General features: G+C 43.7%; 15 protein-coding genes and 1 pseudogene. All 16 read right to left on the bottom strand.

Annotated features, from left to right (window positions below):
- Positions 1-63: 63 nt before the first annotated feature.
- On the bottom strand, positions 64-288 hold the full coding sequence (locus IGI77_RS04270) for a hypothetical protein (RefSeq protein ID WP_151196607.1): 225 nt from the start codon (positions 286-288) through the stop codon (positions 64-66).
- 301 nt (positions 289-589) lie between these two features.
- A pseudogene (locus IGI77_RS04265) lies at positions 590-781 on the bottom strand (type II toxin-antitoxin system PemK/MazF family toxin); the annotation flags it as partial.
- 87 nt (positions 782-868) lie between these two features.
- Positions 869-1,198 (bottom strand): LPXTG cell wall anchor domain-containing protein, encoded by a 330-nt coding sequence (locus tag IGI77_RS04260; protein ID WP_015508955.1) that lies wholly within the window; start codon positions 1,196-1,198, stop codon positions 869-871.
- 34 nt (positions 1,199-1,232) lie between these two features.
- On the bottom strand, positions 1,233-1,796 hold the full coding sequence (locus tag IGI77_RS04255; RefSeq protein ID WP_015508954.1) for a hypothetical protein: 564 nt from the start codon (positions 1,794-1,796) through the stop codon (positions 1,233-1,235).
- A gap of 26 nt (positions 1,797-1,822) precedes the next feature.
- Positions 1,823-2,341: a hypothetical protein gene (locus IGI77_RS04250; RefSeq protein WP_429966787.1), complete on the bottom strand. Its 519-nt coding sequence runs from the start codon at positions 2,339-2,341 to the stop codon at positions 1,823-1,825.
- A gap of 39 nt (positions 2,342-2,380) precedes the next feature.
- A complete protein-coding gene (locus IGI77_RS04245; RefSeq protein WP_438769544.1) occupies positions 2,381-6,961 on the bottom strand; it encodes a hypothetical protein in 4,581 nt (1,526 codons plus the stop codon).
- Positions 6,962-7,114: 153 nt separating this feature from the next.
- Positions 7,115-8,212: a non-hydrolyzing UDP-N-acetylglucosamine 2-epimerase gene (gene wecB / locus IGI77_RS04240; RefSeq protein WP_270290980.1), complete on the bottom strand. Its 1,098-nt coding sequence runs from the start codon at positions 8,210-8,212 to the stop codon at positions 7,115-7,117.
- A gap of 32 nt (positions 8,213-8,244) precedes the next feature.
- Positions 8,245-9,276, bottom strand: a complete 1,032-nt coding sequence (locus IGI77_RS04235; RefSeq protein ID WP_438769543.1) for a glycosyltransferase family 4 protein — start codon at positions 9,274-9,276, stop codon at positions 8,245-8,247.
- Positions 9,273-10,688 carry a lipopolysaccharide biosynthesis protein gene (locus IGI77_RS04230; RefSeq protein ID WP_438769542.1) on the bottom strand — a complete coding sequence of 472 codons (1,416 nt, stop codon included), beginning with the start codon at positions 10,686-10,688 and terminating at the stop codon, positions 9,273-9,275. Before IGI77_RS04230 ends, IGI77_RS04235 begins: the two co-directional genes overlap by 4 nt.
- 8 nt (positions 10,689-10,696) lie before the next feature.
- Positions 10,697-11,950, bottom strand: coding sequence for an O-antigen ligase family protein (locus IGI77_RS04225; RefSeq protein WP_008377986.1), 1,254 nt, complete (start codon positions 11,948-11,950; stop codon positions 10,697-10,699).
- Positions 11,947-12,693 (bottom strand): WecB/TagA/CpsF family glycosyltransferase, encoded by a 747-nt coding sequence (locus tag IGI77_RS04220; protein ID WP_151196624.1) that lies wholly within the window; start codon positions 12,691-12,693, stop codon positions 11,947-11,949. Before IGI77_RS04220 ends, IGI77_RS04225 begins: the two co-directional genes overlap by 4 nt.
- Positions 12,693-13,340 (bottom strand): sugar transferase, encoded by a 648-nt coding sequence (locus IGI77_RS04215; protein WP_151196625.1) that lies wholly within the window; start codon positions 13,338-13,340, stop codon positions 12,693-12,695. The genes IGI77_RS04220 and IGI77_RS04215 overlap by 1 nt, the downstream gene beginning before the upstream one ends.
- Before the next feature lie 11 nt (positions 13,341-13,351).
- Positions 13,352-13,990, bottom strand: a complete 639-nt coding sequence (locus IGI77_RS04210) for a CpsD/CapB family tyrosine-protein kinase (RefSeq protein ID WP_270277482.1) — start codon at positions 13,988-13,990, stop codon at positions 13,352-13,354.
- Positions 13,990-14,724, bottom strand: coding sequence for a YveK family protein (locus IGI77_RS04205; RefSeq protein ID WP_438769541.1), 735 nt, complete (start codon positions 14,722-14,724; stop codon positions 13,990-13,992). The genes IGI77_RS04210 and IGI77_RS04205 overlap by 1 nt, the downstream gene beginning before the upstream one ends.
- 40 nt (positions 14,725-14,764) lie before the next feature.
- Positions 14,765-16,018, bottom strand: coding sequence for a nucleotide sugar dehydrogenase (locus tag IGI77_RS04200; protein WP_270277485.1), 1,254 nt, complete (start codon positions 16,016-16,018; stop codon positions 14,765-14,767).
- Positions 16,015-16,509: a hypothetical protein gene (locus tag IGI77_RS04195; RefSeq protein ID WP_151196629.1), complete on the bottom strand. Its 495-nt coding sequence runs from the start codon at positions 16,507-16,509 to the stop codon at positions 16,015-16,017. Before IGI77_RS04195 ends, IGI77_RS04200 begins: the two co-directional genes overlap by 4 nt.
- Between the last annotated feature and the right edge of the window lie 28 nt (positions 16,510-16,537).

The raw sequence follows: 16,537 nt of genomic DNA, 5'->3' as shown, positions 1-16,537 counted from the left end.
TACCTACTCCTTCATTAAGATCAGTCATTAGTAAAAAGTGCTCTTAGAATAGTCAGTCTATACTTAATCTTCTTCCGACACTTGTTCCTCAAACTCTTGCACAACCATTCCATTATCAAAAACTTTTTCAGTTCCTTCTTTCCCATCCACGGTTACTTTTCGTTCACTTTTTACTTTTGGCATCTCTGATTCACTTATATCTTTGGTTTCTGAACTGCATGCTGCTAAAAGTCCGATCGAAAATACTAATACTAGATACCCTTTATACTTTTTTCCTGTTTTCATCATAAAAAACCATCCTCTTCTATTCGTTTTAGTTATGTTGCTCTTACTATACTTACTATCATACATAACAGACCTATTCTCTTTCTAAAGTTAATCTATTTTTTGTGTAATTTTTTCGAACAGAAAGATAACGCTTATATTAAAAAAAAATCCAAAATATTGTTTGAATTGTTCAATTTGCAAACAACACTCCGAATTATAAAGAGTTTCTTTACAGCTTTAAGCATTTTAAGTAAATTTACAATACTTAAAATATATACTGGATAATTCGATCAATTTTTGGCATATCTTGTAAAGGTAAATTTTATATCTTTTTAAGTTTTCTCTCCTTGAACTCAAGTGATTTTAATTGAGAAATAAATAGTTGCCCATTTGTATCTAAATCTTCAGTCAGAGAATAGCTCATCGGTAGATTCTTTAAAGCCTAAAAATTTGGACAGATTATTGCAAACATGATCTTCCGATTAAATTCATATCTGGAAACAACTAATTCAGTTTTTACTTTGTAAACCTTTCGTCAAAAAAAGAGAAACTGCAAGTTTTCCCCACAGTTTCTCCTTTACGCTTCTAGCGATGCCTATAGTTAAGGAGCGACGCTTTCACCGTGTTTCTTTTTTCTTGTTACTGTGACGACAAACAGTACTAGGAGTGCATACCCAAGAATGATCAAACTGCTTGTGTTTGACGAACCTGTTTGTGGTAATTTTCCTTGTCCAATTTGAGAACCATCTGCTACGATCGTTTTCTTATTGTCATCGTCTGCTTCTTCCTCTTGCGTCACCGTTTCCCCGATTCGACCAGTCACAGAGACTTGCCCTGTCGTCGCCTCTGCGACGCTGGTTTCCGATAGATCCCAGACAGTCAGAGTCAGTAACACAGCGACGAAAAGAACGATTCGTTTTCGTTTTTTCATACGATAGATCCCTTCTTTACTGGGATTTCAATTCTTAGTCTTCCTCTACATCCGGCGCAAAGCTCAAGACCAATTTGAAACTTGGATTTGATTCTTCTGATGCATCGGTCGGTGTTGCTTCACCAGTGAACGCAAATGTTCCTACATTCGTACCTTGGTTGCCTTCAAGGGTAAATAATTCTGTTTCTGCTACGGTTGGTGTGCCGTTTTCAAACAACTCGATACCATTTACGTTTAACAAGTCTACTTCATCCATATTCAATGGTGTATCGACACCCGCAACAGAAGCGATCACACCAACTGCTGAGTTATTTGTCACAGTGTAGCTAGGTGAAACGATCTCTTTGTGGCTTGACTCTTCTGTCGTATAGAACAAAGCAGTCGTTGGAATCGTCACATTGATCCATTGGTTCAAATCGTCGGGATTTGGTCCAGGGGTTGTGTTATCGAATGATCCGATGATCCCGTTTACTTGGACATCTCCTGACGTATCGCCTTCACGTCCGTCAATGGTTTGTGTCGCAAAAGCGGTGGTGCCGCTTGCGATTACTCCTGCGATCGTTGCTGTACTTAGAATGGCTGCTACAAATTTTTTCATTTTTATTTCCTCACTTTTCCTTTTTTTTAATTCTTAACGATAATCGTTAATTCAGCTTCAGTGACCCCTTGTTTTTCTTTGCTTTCAGGGTCGTAAATATTGATGGTGGCTTTTGCGGGATATTCCCCTTTTGCCAATGGTGTCGCTAAGGCGACATTTTCAACAAATTGATTTGGATAGATCGCACCGGAAGAATAGATGACTTCCCCGCTCGATAGTAAAGAGATATCCACGGCGATTGGGTACACATTGGTGCCTGGATTAACGATTTCGATGGATCCTGTGCTTTGACCATCTTCAAAAATGGCTTCTGGATTGATTTGCAGGGTGAAATAATTCGCATCTGCAATTTCCTGCGCCCGTTCAGATAATCGCTGATCGGTGGCATCGCCAGATTCTGGCAACAGGTCGGCACTGATCAAAGGGACTGCTGCTTTGGATTGGTAAAAGTAGTACCCGAGTCCACCGGCAAGTACTAGCAACAGCAACAACCACAAGATCCATTTTCGTCGGTCCTTCGTTTCGGTTTGATTCGTTTGCTCCAATGGATTCACCTCCTTCACGTTTGGTACGATCTTTTTTCTTTAATCTCGTGGGACAAAGCGTAAGACGATGCGATACTTCGGTACGAGCAAGTCTTCATAATACCCACCTTGATCGGCTTCTGTATCAACGATCCATTGGGGATAGTCTCCATAGAAGTCCCCCGTTAAGGAAATCGGCACGCGGCTTCTTTCTTCTAGGCGAACCAAGTGTTGTTCCTCCATCGCTTCATAGAGTTGGATCTGTGTTTCTTCCGTTTTTAGATTCAATCGCAACAGCGGGGTTGAGATATCGTCATAGGTCAGGGTTGGGTCTTCTTCTTCGCTTTCACTTTCGGCATAGTCGAGAGGATCTTCTCCCGCTTCTAATAAGACAATACTGGCACTATCATCGATCGCCAGTTGATTGACGTAGGTATCCACGGCAAGTGGCGATTGATTGCGGATCTCATACGTTTGGCTTTCAAAATTACGATTCGATTCCGCTGTGTTGTACAAGGATTCGAAGACCATTTTGGTTGGGATCGTCACCCGCATATGCTCCAGTTTCGATGTCACATCGATACCGACTGTCAGCTGGTAGGCTTTATTCCCCACCTCAAGAATAGCAAAGTAGCTACCATCTTCGTCGACTTCTCGTGTAAGATCCGTTTCTACGATGCGAAAGTCTTCCGTCATATCCGCTTCCGTCAAGACGTTTGCGGCTTGCGCACGACTTTCTTGAAGGATCAAAGCATCTAATTCTTCTTGCGTGCTTAATTCATTAATTTTATAGCGATCTAAGGTGATATTGTATGCTTCAAAGTTCACACCTTTAATCACGGTTTGACGAGCGGTCACATCGACATAGGTCTCAATCGACGGTTTTGATAAGAAAATCGACACTTCTGTCTCTGTTTCCAATCGTTCATTTTCTCTTAGTAGAATACGGAAATAGCGATACAGCTGATTTTCATCACGATAGTCGCCCCATTCGATTCGTTCAGAGTTTTTGTCTAATTCGACGAGTTCTCCGTCAGTATTGGTATAGGAAATCACTGTGATATCGGTATCCTCGTACATAGAACCAGTGATTTCAGTCGACTGATCACTCAATGCATCGATTCGGGCAACGAGGCCTTCTGGTTCTGAAAAACGAATTTTATTGTAATTATTTTTCGCAATCACTTGATAAATATCTGTTTGTGTTTCAAGACTTTCTAAGGAACCATCGAATTGTTCGCCACTCAGCAATCTGGAACGTGCTTCGCCATTTCCTGTGCCTCCATAGGGGAAGGTATTGCCACCATTTCGATTGATTCGCATCGTTCCTGAAATATTGATAAATTCTTCCGTTGGTGCCTCTAAAGAAGCATTTTCCCAAACTGCTAGTTTTTGACTCGCCACATTGATTCGCAAACCATTCGCAACCGTATTTTGTGCAGATCGGATCAAACGCTGCAATTGCGCATTGGCTTGACCAGTTCTTGTCGTAGGATGACTAATTTCAAACAAATTCACATTGTTTATATTCAATCGTGCATTGACAAGTCTGAAATAAAGAACTTCAGATTTATTTCTTATGGTTTCCAATACAACCGTAGAATCTTCTCCTGCCGAAAATGAATTCCGCACATTGACTAACGGGCGATTGATAAATTCCGCCGATGTTCCCATACCTGTCCGATTATCGGTCATGGAAAAATTAGCTCTGGCCCCTACTGTGATATTCGCAAATGAATTCGAATGATTGCTTGAGGCATTGCCTCCCGCCTGAGTATTTAAACCTCTCGCAACACCTTTAAAGGTCGCATCATCATTGAGAATGAAATTAGAGGAAGTCGTGACTCTAAATATTCCTCCAGATTGATCCACGTCAAGGGTAGCTCCTTTGCCAATCCGAACAAATGAATTACTAGCCGTCAACCATATAAAGCGGGAATCTGAAGTTGTTCGATCTCTTCTTGATGTCATGGTGGCATTGTCTTGCAATTCCACTCTTTGCGACACTTGGATTCTAGAGTAGTTTTGACTTGTTGCTGAATTTTGAATCGCCGTCGTTGTTGGCTCTGTCAAATGAACTTCAGCATGTTGTCCAAGCGTAACGGAACGAACAGTGGTGTTTCCTGTCATTCCCCTCGCTGCGTTGATTCTCGTATAGGAATTTTCGCCAAATAGCAGATCCGTCGTTCCGACGCCTTGTAAAAATCGTCCCCCCGTATCAACTTCGACTTTACTTGCTTCTTCCATCGTAAATTTCGAGTTCGCCAAGGTTAAACGAAAGACCGCTCGTGCTGCTTGTCGCGTAGTATGATTGACCGTTACTTTCGCTTCACGTCCGAGTTTGATTTCTTCTCTAAAGCGGAAAAAATCAACATTTGCATTGCTTCGTCCAGAAACGGTGATCTCAGAGTGATCGCCCACATGCAACCTGCGAATGGTTGAAGAAGCAGCAGATGAGGTACCGCCGGTAAAGCCTTGTGCGGTTTGTAGGCTGATCGTATTTGCTTCACCAATATAGATATCTGTTGTGCTGCGACCAGTGACCAATGGTCCTACTTGATTGAGGGTGATGGTTGCATTTGCTTCTGATAGAAATTGGGATGCCGCCGACGTTGAACCCAATGCAATGAAAGGATTGGCGGCTGATGACGTGCGAGAATAATTGATCGTCGCTTTTTCTCCTAGAAAGAAGCGTCGTTGCACGGAAAACGCATTGGCTGCTGCACTCGTTGAATGTTCAGCAATCGTGATTTCAGCCCCTTCAAGCAGCTCAAATTGATCGACCATCGTTCCAGCGGTGAAGCCATGACCTAACACACCAGTAAGTTTCGCGTATTTCCCTAAAGTTACCTGAGCCAAGCTTGCGTTGACGAACGCCCCACGCTGATTCACAGCTATTTCTGAATAGTCACCAATGGTGATTTTTCCGTTGCTCGATGCTAAACCGATGACGACATTCGATGTACTTGCTGAAGAGGTCGTTCGCGTTCTCGGTACGTCAATTGTTGTATGACTGCCGACTTGAACCGAAGACGTTGCGAAAAAGGTGCGATACGCTTGACCAACAGTGGCATTACTAGGTTCACTGATGGCTATTTCCACCTGATCACCAATCGAAATACTGTCAACGGCTATGTTGCCATTAAACCCGTTGCTATGCTGATTGTTCATTTTCACGTGGTCTTGGATCACGATCGTGGAACTCGCCACCCCTGTAAACATTGGTCCATGCTGCGAGATCTTGGTTTGTGTGTGCTCCCCCAAATCGATGGCAGAATTCGCACTTCGAAGTTGAATAAATGCCTCGGTCGTTGTGCCCGTCCGCGTTCCCTCGATGATGGTAGGTTGGTCTGCGGTACTATTTTCAACGATGAAGCGGCGTCCGACATTGATGGCGGGTGTCGTACTGACTGTTCCATACTCAGATAGCTTTAACTGACTACCTGCTTGTAACCGTATCTCTCCTAACGTACTGGTAGAGTTCCCGGAAAGTCCTTGTCCTGTACCAACATCCAGAGTTGCCCCTGTGGCTAACGTCAATCGGCTATCTTGATTGGCATTTGGCAAGGAGACCATCGCACCAGATTGGCGAATCGTCGTCACACTTCCTTGACCAAAATCAAGGCTTGCTGCGGTACCCGTCATGTGAAAGACGGTGCCAGTATTGCTGTTGGTACTGCGAGTGACAGAAATTTCAGCTTGGCTAGCGACTGCTACTTGGTTCATTTCAAAAATCGGTGTGGCATTTGAGGAGCGATGATTGATCGTCAATTGCCCTTCAACCAAAAGCCTTTCCGCCGTGAACAAGGTTGGAATGGAAGACATCGCTGTCGTCACCACATTGGTTCCTTTGAAATGAAGTTGTGCTTGGTTGTTATTCACCACGCGTCCTGCGGTAGTGGTCAGCTCCAGTTGGGTATCTTCAAAAGTAATCGTTGATGCCCCAGTTGTTTGAGCTAGCCCTTGCGCTGACTGGATGCCTTGTTGCTGCACCCCTTGCCAAGTCAGTTGAACGGGTGCCGCAAACTGCATCAGGTTCTCGGCTGCCGTCTGTGAAACGATCACAGGCATCTCTTGACTACGAAAAGTAACGTTCGTCCGTTGGATCCCACTGATTGGCTCAGTTAATGCCAAGTTGCTGGCAAAAGTAAGCACTAGCGATTGCTCATTAGCGATTTCTTCGTAACGATACTCCGTGCCCTCTTCATCGGTGAAGGGTTCCCCAAGTAAAATTGCCCGCATTTGCGCCTCACTTGCTACAGTCAGTGGGATGGTTGCAGCTTCTGCATCGAACCCTTCGACTTGCTCGTTTTCAGATTCTGGCTCCTCTTCATCTTCTGAGCTGTCTGGCGTTTCTGCTTCGGGCAGTGCTTTAGTTTCTTCTACTTCTTCTTGGCTAGCGGTCGTTGAATCATCGGTGGCTTCCGATGAGGTTGTTTGTTCCTCGCTGCTTTGCTCGGTTGACTCTTGCGTTTCCGATTGATCAGCAGAATTATTGGTTTCCTCCCCAGAAGATTGTTGCGTCCCTTCAGAAAGTGACTCTGTTTCTGCGTAAGCAACTTGCTGGAACGCCATCGTCGTGTTGACGCCCGTGCTGCTCAGTAGTAATACGGCAGAAAACAATGTAAGTAATTTCATCATATCCTCCTTTCTTCAAGTCTTTGTTGCGTTAAGAAGGCTGAAAACTAGGGAATAGTTCCTTCCTTTTTTCACGCAAAGCTGTCTCAATATTCTTCAAAGTCGTTTTACTAATGACAAAAGATGATTGGAATTGTCTCATAGGTTCGCCTTCCTCTACTCGAAATAACTTTTTAATTCAGCCACGATCCGCTCACTGGCTTGTCCATCTCCATAGGGATTTTTGGCGTGCGCCATTTGTTTGTACGCTGCCTCATCAGACAATAAATGAACGATTTCTGAATACACACGCTCCTCATGGGTACCAATCAGTTTCAAAGTCCCTGCTGCCACCCCTTCTGGGCGTTCCGTCGTTTCACGTACGATCAAGACAGGAATCCCCAAGGAGGGTGCTTCTTCTTGAATCCCTCCTGAATCGGTCAAAACAAGGTAGCTGCCTGCCAGTAACTGATAGAATGCAGGGGCATCCAATGGTTCGATCAGCTCAATATTTTGCTGCCCTTCTAAATAGCGCTTGGCTAGTGTACGGACACGAGGGTTTTTATGCATCGGAAAGACGATCGTCAGTGCGGGATAAGCAACAGCGATCCGTTTTAGTGCACGAAACACTTGTTCCATGGGTTGCCCAATGTTTTCTCGCCGGTGCATTGTAACTAAAAGGATTTTTTTTTCACTAATTGGTCTTCGGTCTTTTTTTTGTGCCAAGGTGTGGTACAAAGCATCAATAGACGTATTTCCAGTAACGACGATGCGGTCTTGTGGATGATTTTCTTTTAGCAGATTTGCCTGACTTTGATCTGTAGGGGCAAAGAGAAAATCTGCTAGTTGATCAATCAACCGGCGATTCATTTCTTCTGGAAACGGATCATTCTTGTTACCTGTTCGTAGCCCAGCCTCCACATGACCAATCAAGATCTGCTGATAAAAAGCGGCCAGCGCAGCTGCCACTGCCGTCGTCGTATCGCCATGGACCAACACTACGTCTGGTTCTTCTGATTGAAAAATACCTTCGAGTCCTTCTAAAATACGACTGGTGATACTAGACAAGGTTTGATTTTCTCGCATGATAGCCAAGTCGTAATCAGGGGTCAGCTCAAACGCCGCTAATGTTTGCTCAAGCATTTCTCGATGCTGCCCTGTCACGACGATCTTTGATAGGAAGCGTGGATCATTTGCTAGTTTTTTTATGACCGGTGCCATCTTGATGGCTTCTGGTCGTGTACCAAAAATAGATAATACCTTTATTTTTTGCATCGTACTTCTCCTTTTTTTCAGCAATTTGAGCATTAATCAAGTTGCTTTTTGTAAATCTTCTGCCAGCGCTTCATATACGACGTTAAGGCATACTGTTGCTCAATCGTTGCTCTGGCTTGTTGGCCGCTTTTGATTCGTTCTTCCTCGTTAACTAACAGACCGCTCAACGTCTCGATCATTGCTTGAATATCACCGGCAGCTACTAGGTAGCCGTTTTCACCCGATTGGATCAACTCTGGGATTCCCCCAACCTTCGTCGTTACATTGGGGATACCTGCCGCCATGGTTTCTAAGATCGCCATCGGCAAGCCTTCGTGATAAGAAGGGAGAAAATGGATGGCTGCCTTACGAAAAACAGCTGGTAACGCATCGGTTGCTACCCACTCATTTAAGAACACATTGGTGAGAGCCTCTTCTTGGAGCTGTTGGGCAACCTGTTGATTTTCTTGATCGCCAAATAACATAAAGCGAATCTCGGGAAAGGAAACAGCCATTGCTTTTGCAACTGCCAACAGATCAAAACTGCCTTTTCTTTGCCCGATCCTGCCAAGAGTGATGATCCATTTTGCGGTGGGGTCATAAAAGGATTCCTCCGGCACCGCTACGGCATTTGGCAAGACCTCGATTGAGGTATCGGTAATCGTTTGGTAAAATGCTGACCAGCTACTACTTAGCACTACGAGCTGATCCACCCGAGCTAAGGTAAAACGGACCCACCACTTTGCCCACGAAGGACTGTTTTGATAAAACTGGTCAAATTGCGAAGCATGCATATGAAAAATCGTCTTACAATGTTTTGGTGCTAGCAACAACAGCAAACTCTTGCGATAGAAACTGCCCTTTTGCGCAACGTGGAAATGAAGGATCTGGCACCTTTCTTTTTTGATATGCCGACGAAAGGTAAGAAACGCTTTGAACTGCGTCCAATATTTTCCTTTTTCCGACCAGGTCTTATGAACGACAAAACGCACGTCCTCTGGCGCTGTTGCTTTTTGGAAATTATAAATGACCGTTGCGATCCCCCCTTTTGCTGCTGGATCTGGACCGATAAGTAAGATATTCATGCTCTGTTGGTTTTCCTTTCTTGTACAAATCTAGTTACCTGCTTTAGTTCCTTGCGATAAAGAACAACGACGAAGAGCAGCAGCAGCAAAACGAGGCTCTTTTCCAGCCAAAGAGTCCGATTGAATGCCGTAAACAGCGCAAAGCAATACAGCATGATCGAAAGGCTGATTTGGCGTTTGACTGAGAATCCCTGCCAATAGGTCATCGAAAAATATGTACGGGCAAAAAAGAAGACCAAGTACCCTAATGCCGTAGCACAAGCCGCTCCTGTGGCGCCAATTGTCGGTACGAGTAGGAGATGACCAAGGGAGGCGGCTAAGACCGCCAGCAAAGAGGCAGCAATATTCAAATGACTTTTCTTATAAAAAACGATCCCGAGATTGGTCGTTTCACTGATCGTCATCATCAAGGGATAAAAACATAACAAGGGAAACAAGTACTGGGCCTCTGAGTAGTCTTGCGACAATAAGATGACGATCGTTTCTTTGAAAAAGACCATCAGTAAAAAGAAAATCGCCAAGACGAACATGATAAAGTGACTGACTCGTTCGTAATAAATCAATGGTTTGCCTTTTTTGAACCATTCATAGGAGGTGGGAATCCAAAAATTGGCAAAACTAACTTGTAGAATCATCAAGGCACTTGCCACTTTGAATGCAGCCGTGTAGATGCCCAAAGCGGCAAAATCAGCAAAATAGCGCAGCATCATTTTGTCGATAATCATTAATAGGCTATAGAGAAACGTACCCACCACCGTCGGCAAGCCAAAACGACTTAGCTTCTTGATCAGGTTGCGATCGATTTGGCGAATGAGCGGCCTAAAAAGCGCCAGGTTTGCCAGAACCAACAGACAATCACCGATGATTTGTCCTAGAAGCATGCCATAGACCACCGTAATGAACGTCGGCGGACCAAAAAAGAGAAACAGCAACGTGATGAACAAGACCATGAATTTCACCAAAATACTGTAAACGGAGAACTGGATCGCTTTGTTTTGCATTCGAACCGTTAATAAAAGAAACCGTTCAAAAATCAGTAGTCCCGACGAGAGAGCAAATAAATAAATCGCACGGGTGTACTGTGGAGACTCAAATAAAAGCTGCGAGAAATCTGCCGCAAAAACCACTAGGATCAGCTGAAAGAAAAATGAACCGAGCAACGGGACGAGCATCGCTTGTTGCAATAACTCGCGTTTGTTTTCGTGGTCATGGTATTCCCTCGTAAAGGCTTGGTCGAAGCCGAGATAGATCACGTATATCAAAAAGGTCTGTGCAAGGAAAAACATACTGGTCTTCCCATATTCTTCGGGTGTCAAAAAGCTGGTCGTTACGGGCAAAAGCACCAAGTTTAAGACCGCCGAACCTAACGAACCGAGGGAGAAAAAGCCCAGCCTCAAAAGTAATTTTTTCAATCAGTTGTTCACTCTTTCTCTGTTAAAATAATGCCTCCACAAATCAATCCTAAAAAGGTGGAAGACAATGCCGAATACAAAACATGCCCGGCAAAAAAACTATAAAAAAGCACCACGATCAAGGCAAAACTATAAACCGATCGTTTTCGTGGCTGAAAGGCCAAATAGACAAAATAGGCGAGCATTAGCAGCAATAACGCTATTCCCAGTAGGCCTTGCCCGAAAAGGGTGTCGAAGAAGTCCATTTCAATTAAGCCAAGACGACCAAAGTGTGCCAAACGGTATTCAAAGCCTTGGCCAAAGATCATGGTAAAGTGTCGGGCCTCATCATTTAAGAAGGCGTTCATCCCACCAATCAAAAAATCACTTCTTGAACTAGAAAATAGCCGGATCAAGTCCCCGTCGAAAAGATGATAAAAATACACCATGCGAAGATAGGTTCCTTCGACGGCTTGGATCAGCAATGGTAGTCCTTGAATAAGCAGCCAAGCAATCGTAATAAAACTCATAAACCAGATAAACAATTGTTGCAGAAATGCTTTACGTTCAATGCCTAGCACCAATCGGATTAAAAGATAGAACAACACACCGACACCATAAAACACGCCGGTTTTCGTACCGACCAAGACCAAACAGACGAAATTTCCAGCGAATAAACTAGCCAAAAACAGTGAAAACTTATGGGTCTGTTCTTTGATCGAAACAATTAGTGCCTGGACTGTAAAGGTGATTGAAACAATAAAGGCAAAGCTCGTATCATTATTGGCAAAGAAATAGCCTTTATACCCAGCATCAGAATTGTCATAAGTTTGGTAGCCTAGCCCTAAAAAATAAGGAATCAGTAGCCCCAAGGTGAAGCAGACACTGATAACAATAAATAAGCTGTCGTAGTGCAGTTTGGAGAAGTCGTTTTTTCGTTGATAGACATAATAAGGAATCAGTACCCATAAGAGGTATTTGATATACACCGATAGATCCTCGATCACCCACTGCCAGCTGTACCCTAGAAAAAGTGCTTGTAACAGAAAAATCGTAAGCGTCACAGCAATAAACCCATACGTTAAATATGTATAGTAGCTATGGGGAATCTTTTCTGTCACGATCATAATCACTAAGAACAAAAAGAACAGCAAACGGTAGAACACGCCAATGGGAAAAGGAATGCCCAGACTTAGAAATAAGCCGTTTAAGACGTCGATTATCGGAAAAATGGCCACAATCCCCAGGAAGAAGCGGTGATGGCTTTGCTGTTTTGATTTCATGCGTTTCTTCTTTTTTCTCCCCACACATACTGTAAAAAGCGTAGATTTCCTATGATATAGCGATCAAACATCCTGACTGGCTCTTGCGCAAAGCGATAAAACCATTCCAACCCTGACCGCTGCATCCACAAAGGTGCTCGTTTGGTTTTGCCTGCGACGATATCAAAACTGCCGCCAACGCCCATCGCAAAGGGCACCTGCAATACTTCGCTAAATGTATCGAGCCAAACCTCTTTTTGCGGACTAGAAAAAGCGACAAACAGCAAATCTGGTTGCGTCCGTGCAATCTCTTTTGCCACGTCCAATGATTCATCTTCGGAAAAATAGCCATGGTGAAACCCAGCTACGTTCAGGTCAGGATAGAGCTGTTGGTCATGTTTGACGACAGCTTCTACGACTTCGGCAGTTGCGCCCAAGTAATAAGGACGCCAACCTTTTTCTGCTGCCAATTTGACCAGCTCGCGAAAAAGTTCGATGCCTGTTACCCTTTCTGGTACCGGGCACCCTAAATATTTCGCTGCCCAGACAATCGACTGGCCATCAGCCGTGATCAAAGCTGCCCGATTGACGATCGATCGCAACGAGGGATCTTTTCGCATCAAGTTTATTTTTCCCGCGTTAATTGAAACATGCTGTGCGGGCATCCCCTGTTCGATCATTGCCTCGATCTTAGTAATGGTTTCCTGAAAGCTTAAGGAATCGAGATTGCTGCCTAAAAGTGATACACGTACTTGTTGCTCCATTAGAATGCTCCTTTGGGTAAGAAAACAACGCCAATCGTTTTTATAATTATTTTCAAGTCCAACCATAAATTCATATTTTCAATATAGTACAAATCTAGTGCGACCATTTCCTGAAAACTTAGTTCATTTCTACCGCTTACTTGCCATAACCCACTACATCCAGGGGCGATTGATAATCGTAACTTCTCTTGCTTTGAGTAGCTAAAGACTTCTCTTTCTAAAGGGGGACGGGGACCGACCAGTGCCATCTCCCCTTTCAAGACATTGATCAGTTGGGGCAATTCATCAAGACTCGTTTTTCTTAGAAAACGGCCTAAGCGCGTCACGCGTGGATCTTTCTTCAGCTTGAACATGGCCCCTTCAATTTCGTTTTTATCGAGGTATTGCCCTAATAATTGATCGGCATCAGGCACCATCGTTCGAAATTTGTACATCACAAACTTGGTTTCATTTTTCCCAACCCTTACTTGTCTATATATAACTGGTGCCTTCCAATCAGAAAACTTAATTACAAAAAAAAGTGTTAACAATAATGGACTAAGTACAAATATTAAAATTAAACTCAAAGAATATTCTAAAAAACGTTTAACTCGTATATAATCTTTAATCTGAAAAATTGCTTTATTATGTGTTGTGGACTTCTCCATCTATTTTCTCCTTAATAATAATTTTCAGCCATATCCGTGCCATTCACCACGACACCAAAGATATTGGCATTGACTAGGCGCAGCTTTTTGACCGCATTTTTTGCGGATTGTTTGTTCGTCTTGTCCGCATGAACGACTAAAAGTACACCATCGATGTTCTTGGCTAGGATCAAGGCATCCGAAACGACATTGACTGGGGGCGTATCAATAATGACCACATCGTATCGTTGTTTGACCTCTTGCAAGGCTGCGGCCATTTTCGAAGAAGCAAGCAGATCATTGGGATTTGACATAATGGCGCCACTAGTAATGATTGAAAATTCGCAATCTTCTAAAATCACTTGTTGGACACAGCTTTCGATCGAGATGTCCCGTCGAATATAGTTGGACAAGCCCACGTGCATTTCTTGTGAAAACAAATAATGTTGGGTGGGTTTACGCAGATCCGCATCGATCAATAAGGTTCGGTTGCCTTTTTGGGAATAGGCGACCGCCAAATTTGCCGAGACCGTGGATTTGCCCGTGCCACTTTCTCCTGACGTGATCAAAATCGTTTGGGCATCTTGTTGTTGGCACAAATAATCGACATTCTCGCGAATCAACTTGACTTGTTCGCTGATGATCGAATAGTTTTCCTTCATACTACGCATCACACACGTTTCCTCCCTCTTAGGCTTCTCGACTGGATGGTTTTGAACGAAGCAACTCGTTTTTCTTTGCTTATCTCACCGATGACCTTTACCCCTAAGACCTCTTCAATTTCCGTATTGGAAGCAAAGCTGCGCTCAAAAACCAATAGAAGAAACAGGTACGTAAAAGCGAAAAGAAGACTTAAGAAAGTGGTCAAACTGTACAACAAAAATTTGTTTGGACGAGCTGGTGTTTCTTGCGGCAAAACGGTCCCTTCGGCTAATATCGTGACATTATCAATGTTCATGATCTTAGGGATCTCTTCACTAAAAACGCTGGCGGTCGTATTGGCGATTTCAGCTGCGATCTTCGGACTTTGATGGTACGCGTTGATTTCGATGATCTGCGAGTTGGTGGCATTGGTGACGCTCAAAATCTCCGACAATTCAGCCACATCGTAGCTTCCCTCTAACGCTTCACTGACTTCATTTAAAATGCGAGGACTCATAATGATGGTGCTATAGGTACTAACGAGCTGCAGGTCTGCCTGAATGGTCTGGTTTTCCAGTCGATTGCCAGATGTTGTTTCTGACTGACTGATCAGCAGCTGCGCACTTTTTTGATAAATGGGTTCAGCAAAAAAGGTTAGATAAAGAAACATCGCTAGTAAGGGAATACTAATGATCATGAGGATCCAGCCTATTCGTTGCTGAAGGACTTGCTTCAATTTTTTCATATTTATTTCTTTATTCATTGGTTTTCCCTTTCAATAACAGAAATAGCCATCAAACCATTTACTGGGCGTTTGGTAATGCCCCGAGAGAATAGGCAACATCGAACCTTGTTTTATCTGTCACAATATTTTTCGTGTCAAAAACGATTTTTTGTTTCATCGCTTGAAGGGCTGCTGGCGCTATGGCTTTAAAGGCATCATGGTCACAGAGGATCAATGCCAGGTCACTGTCTGTTAGTGCAGCTTCAATGTGTGCAACATCAGAAGTGGCGACATAAGGATCATAGGTGGTGACCTGCAGAGTGTTCTTTTGTTTCAGTCTTTTGGCGATCTCAACAGCTGGACTTTCTCTGGCATCGTCGATGTTGCCCTTATACGCCAACCCTAGGACCGCGATATTGTTTCCACCATGGATCGCTAAGATCTCTTCGACTTTTTTTATAATGAATTCAGGCATCTCTGTATTGATCATCCGCCCCAACTGGATCAACTTCGCGTCTTCAGGTGCTGCCGCCACCACAAAATACGGATCGACCGCTAAGCAATGGCCGCCGACACCAGGTCCTGGTTGATGGATATTGACTCGTGGATGCTGATTGGCTAACCCAATCACTTGGAGTGCATCAATGTTTAGGCGATCCCCAATTTGGACCAATTCATTGGCTAGTGCAATGTTCAAGTCCCGATAGGTGTTTTCCATCAATTTCGATAGCTCAGCGATACTTGCAGAAGTTTCCAGCACATTTCCTTTGACGAAGGTCTGATAAATGCGTTTGCCTTGTTGGGTACAAGCGCTCGTCATACCACCAATGATTCGGTTGTTCATCACCAGCTCTTCAAAGATTTTTCCTGGCAAAACACGCTCTGGGCAATGCAACAAATAGAGATCTTCTCCAATGGTATAGCCTGCTTTTTCAAAAAATGGTCCAACGATGTCTTCCATCGTGCGGGGTTGAATGGTCGATTCAACAATGACTGTGTTGCCTTTTTCAAGATAAGGTAAGATGGCAGCCATCGCCGCTTTCACGTAGGACAAGTCGCAACTACCAAATTGATCGGCGATATTTGGCGTTGGTACGGCAATGATAAAGGCATCCGCTTTTTCTGGTACCAACTGTGCGTGGAAGGTCTTTTTCGCTAAAGCTTGTGTTAGATAACGATCAATGTCGGGTTCTTCGATGGGTGCCTGACCTGCTTGAAGTGATTGAACGACTGTTTTTGACACATCGACCCCAACGACTTCAATCCCATGGTTTGCAAAAGTAAGTGCTGTGGGTAGCCCAATATACCCCAATCCAATAACGTTTATTTTCATTCGCTCTTAACATCCCATTCTGCTAATTTTTCTTCACCAGGTTTATAAATCAGTTTTTTCGCCACTTGTCCCTCTTCTAAAGCAAAGGAAACTTGCCCTGTGATGGTTTCACCTACAGCGATCTCATTGCCAAACATCGCCATGGTATGATCAAGTTCAAGAAGTTCTCCCTCTTCAGTTTCTAAAAGAAAATCAATCGAACCTAGACCTGCGGCAACTGAGCCCATGTTTTCAGCTGTGATGGTAAATGTATGTAAAACTTGTTCCCCATCTTCTGTTTTCTTATGGTTGATTTCTTGTTTGTCGATGATGATCTTTAATCCACCAATGATCGATTGCGGCTCGGCATTGCTTTGGTCCGTGATTTGTTCAATTGGTTCGCTGCCTTGGGTAGTATCCGTCTTTGCTTGGTCATCCGTCGAGCAGGCCGCTAAAAAACTCCCCATGAGGGCAAGGCTAAAGAAGGTAACGATTTTTTTCTTCATGTTCATTTGCTTTCTCTCTTTCTATCAATGAAGA

The sequence above is a fragment of the Enterococcus sp. DIV0213h genome (assembly GCF_051711285.1).
In the GTDB taxonomy this organism is placed as follows: Bacteria; Bacillota; Bacilli; order Lactobacillales; family Enterococcaceae; genus Enterococcus_D; species Enterococcus_D casseliflavus.
This window is presented reverse-complemented; position numbering and strand designations above follow the sequence as displayed.

Coding starts and splice junctions, on each gene's coding strand:
- IGI77_RS04260 (WP_015508955.1), bottom strand. CDS start 1,198: ATGAAAAAACGAAAACGAATCGTTCTTTTCGTCGCTGTGTTACTGACT.
- IGI77_RS04195 (WP_151196629.1), bottom strand. CDS start 16,509: ATGAACATGAAGAAAAAAATCGTTACCTTCTTTAGCCTTGCCCTCATG.
- IGI77_RS04200 (WP_270277485.1), bottom strand. CDS start 16,018: ATGAAAATAAACGTTATTGGATTGGGGTATATTGGGCTACCCACAGCA.
- IGI77_RS04270 (WP_151196607.1), bottom strand. CDS start 288: ATGATGAAAACAGGAAAAAAGTATAAAGGGTATCTAGTATTAGTATTT.
- IGI77_RS04215 (WP_151196625.1), bottom strand. CDS start 13,340: ATGGAGAAGTCCACAACACATAATAAAGCAATTTTTCAGATTAAAGAT.
- IGI77_RS04220 (WP_151196624.1), bottom strand. CDS start 12,693: ATGGAGCAACAAGTACGTGTATCACTTTTAGGCAGCAATCTCGATTCC.
- IGI77_RS04245 (WP_438769544.1), bottom strand. CDS start 6,961: ATGATGAAATTACTTACATTGTTTTCTGCCGTATTACTACTGAGCAGC.
- IGI77_RS04255 (WP_015508954.1), bottom strand. CDS start 1,796: ATGAAAAAATTTGTAGCAGCCATTCTAAGTACAGCAACGATCGCAGGA.
- IGI77_RS04210 (WP_270277482.1), bottom strand. CDS start 13,990: ATGCGTAGTATGAAGGAAAACTATTCGATCATCAGCGAACAAGTCAAG.
- IGI77_RS04205 (WP_438769541.1), bottom strand. CDS start 14,724: ATGAATAAAGAAATAAATATGAAAAAATTGAAGCAAGTCCTTCAGCAA.
- wecB (WP_270290980.1), bottom strand. CDS start 8,212: ATGCAAAAAATAAAGGTATTATCTATTTTTGGTACACGACCAGAAGCC.
- IGI77_RS04225 (WP_008377986.1), bottom strand. CDS start 11,950: ATGAAATCAAAACAGCAAAGCCATCACCGCTTCTTCCTGGGGATTGTG.
- IGI77_RS04235 (WP_438769543.1), bottom strand. CDS start 9,276: ATGAATATCTTACTTATCGGTCCAGATCCAGCAGCAAAAGGGGGGATC.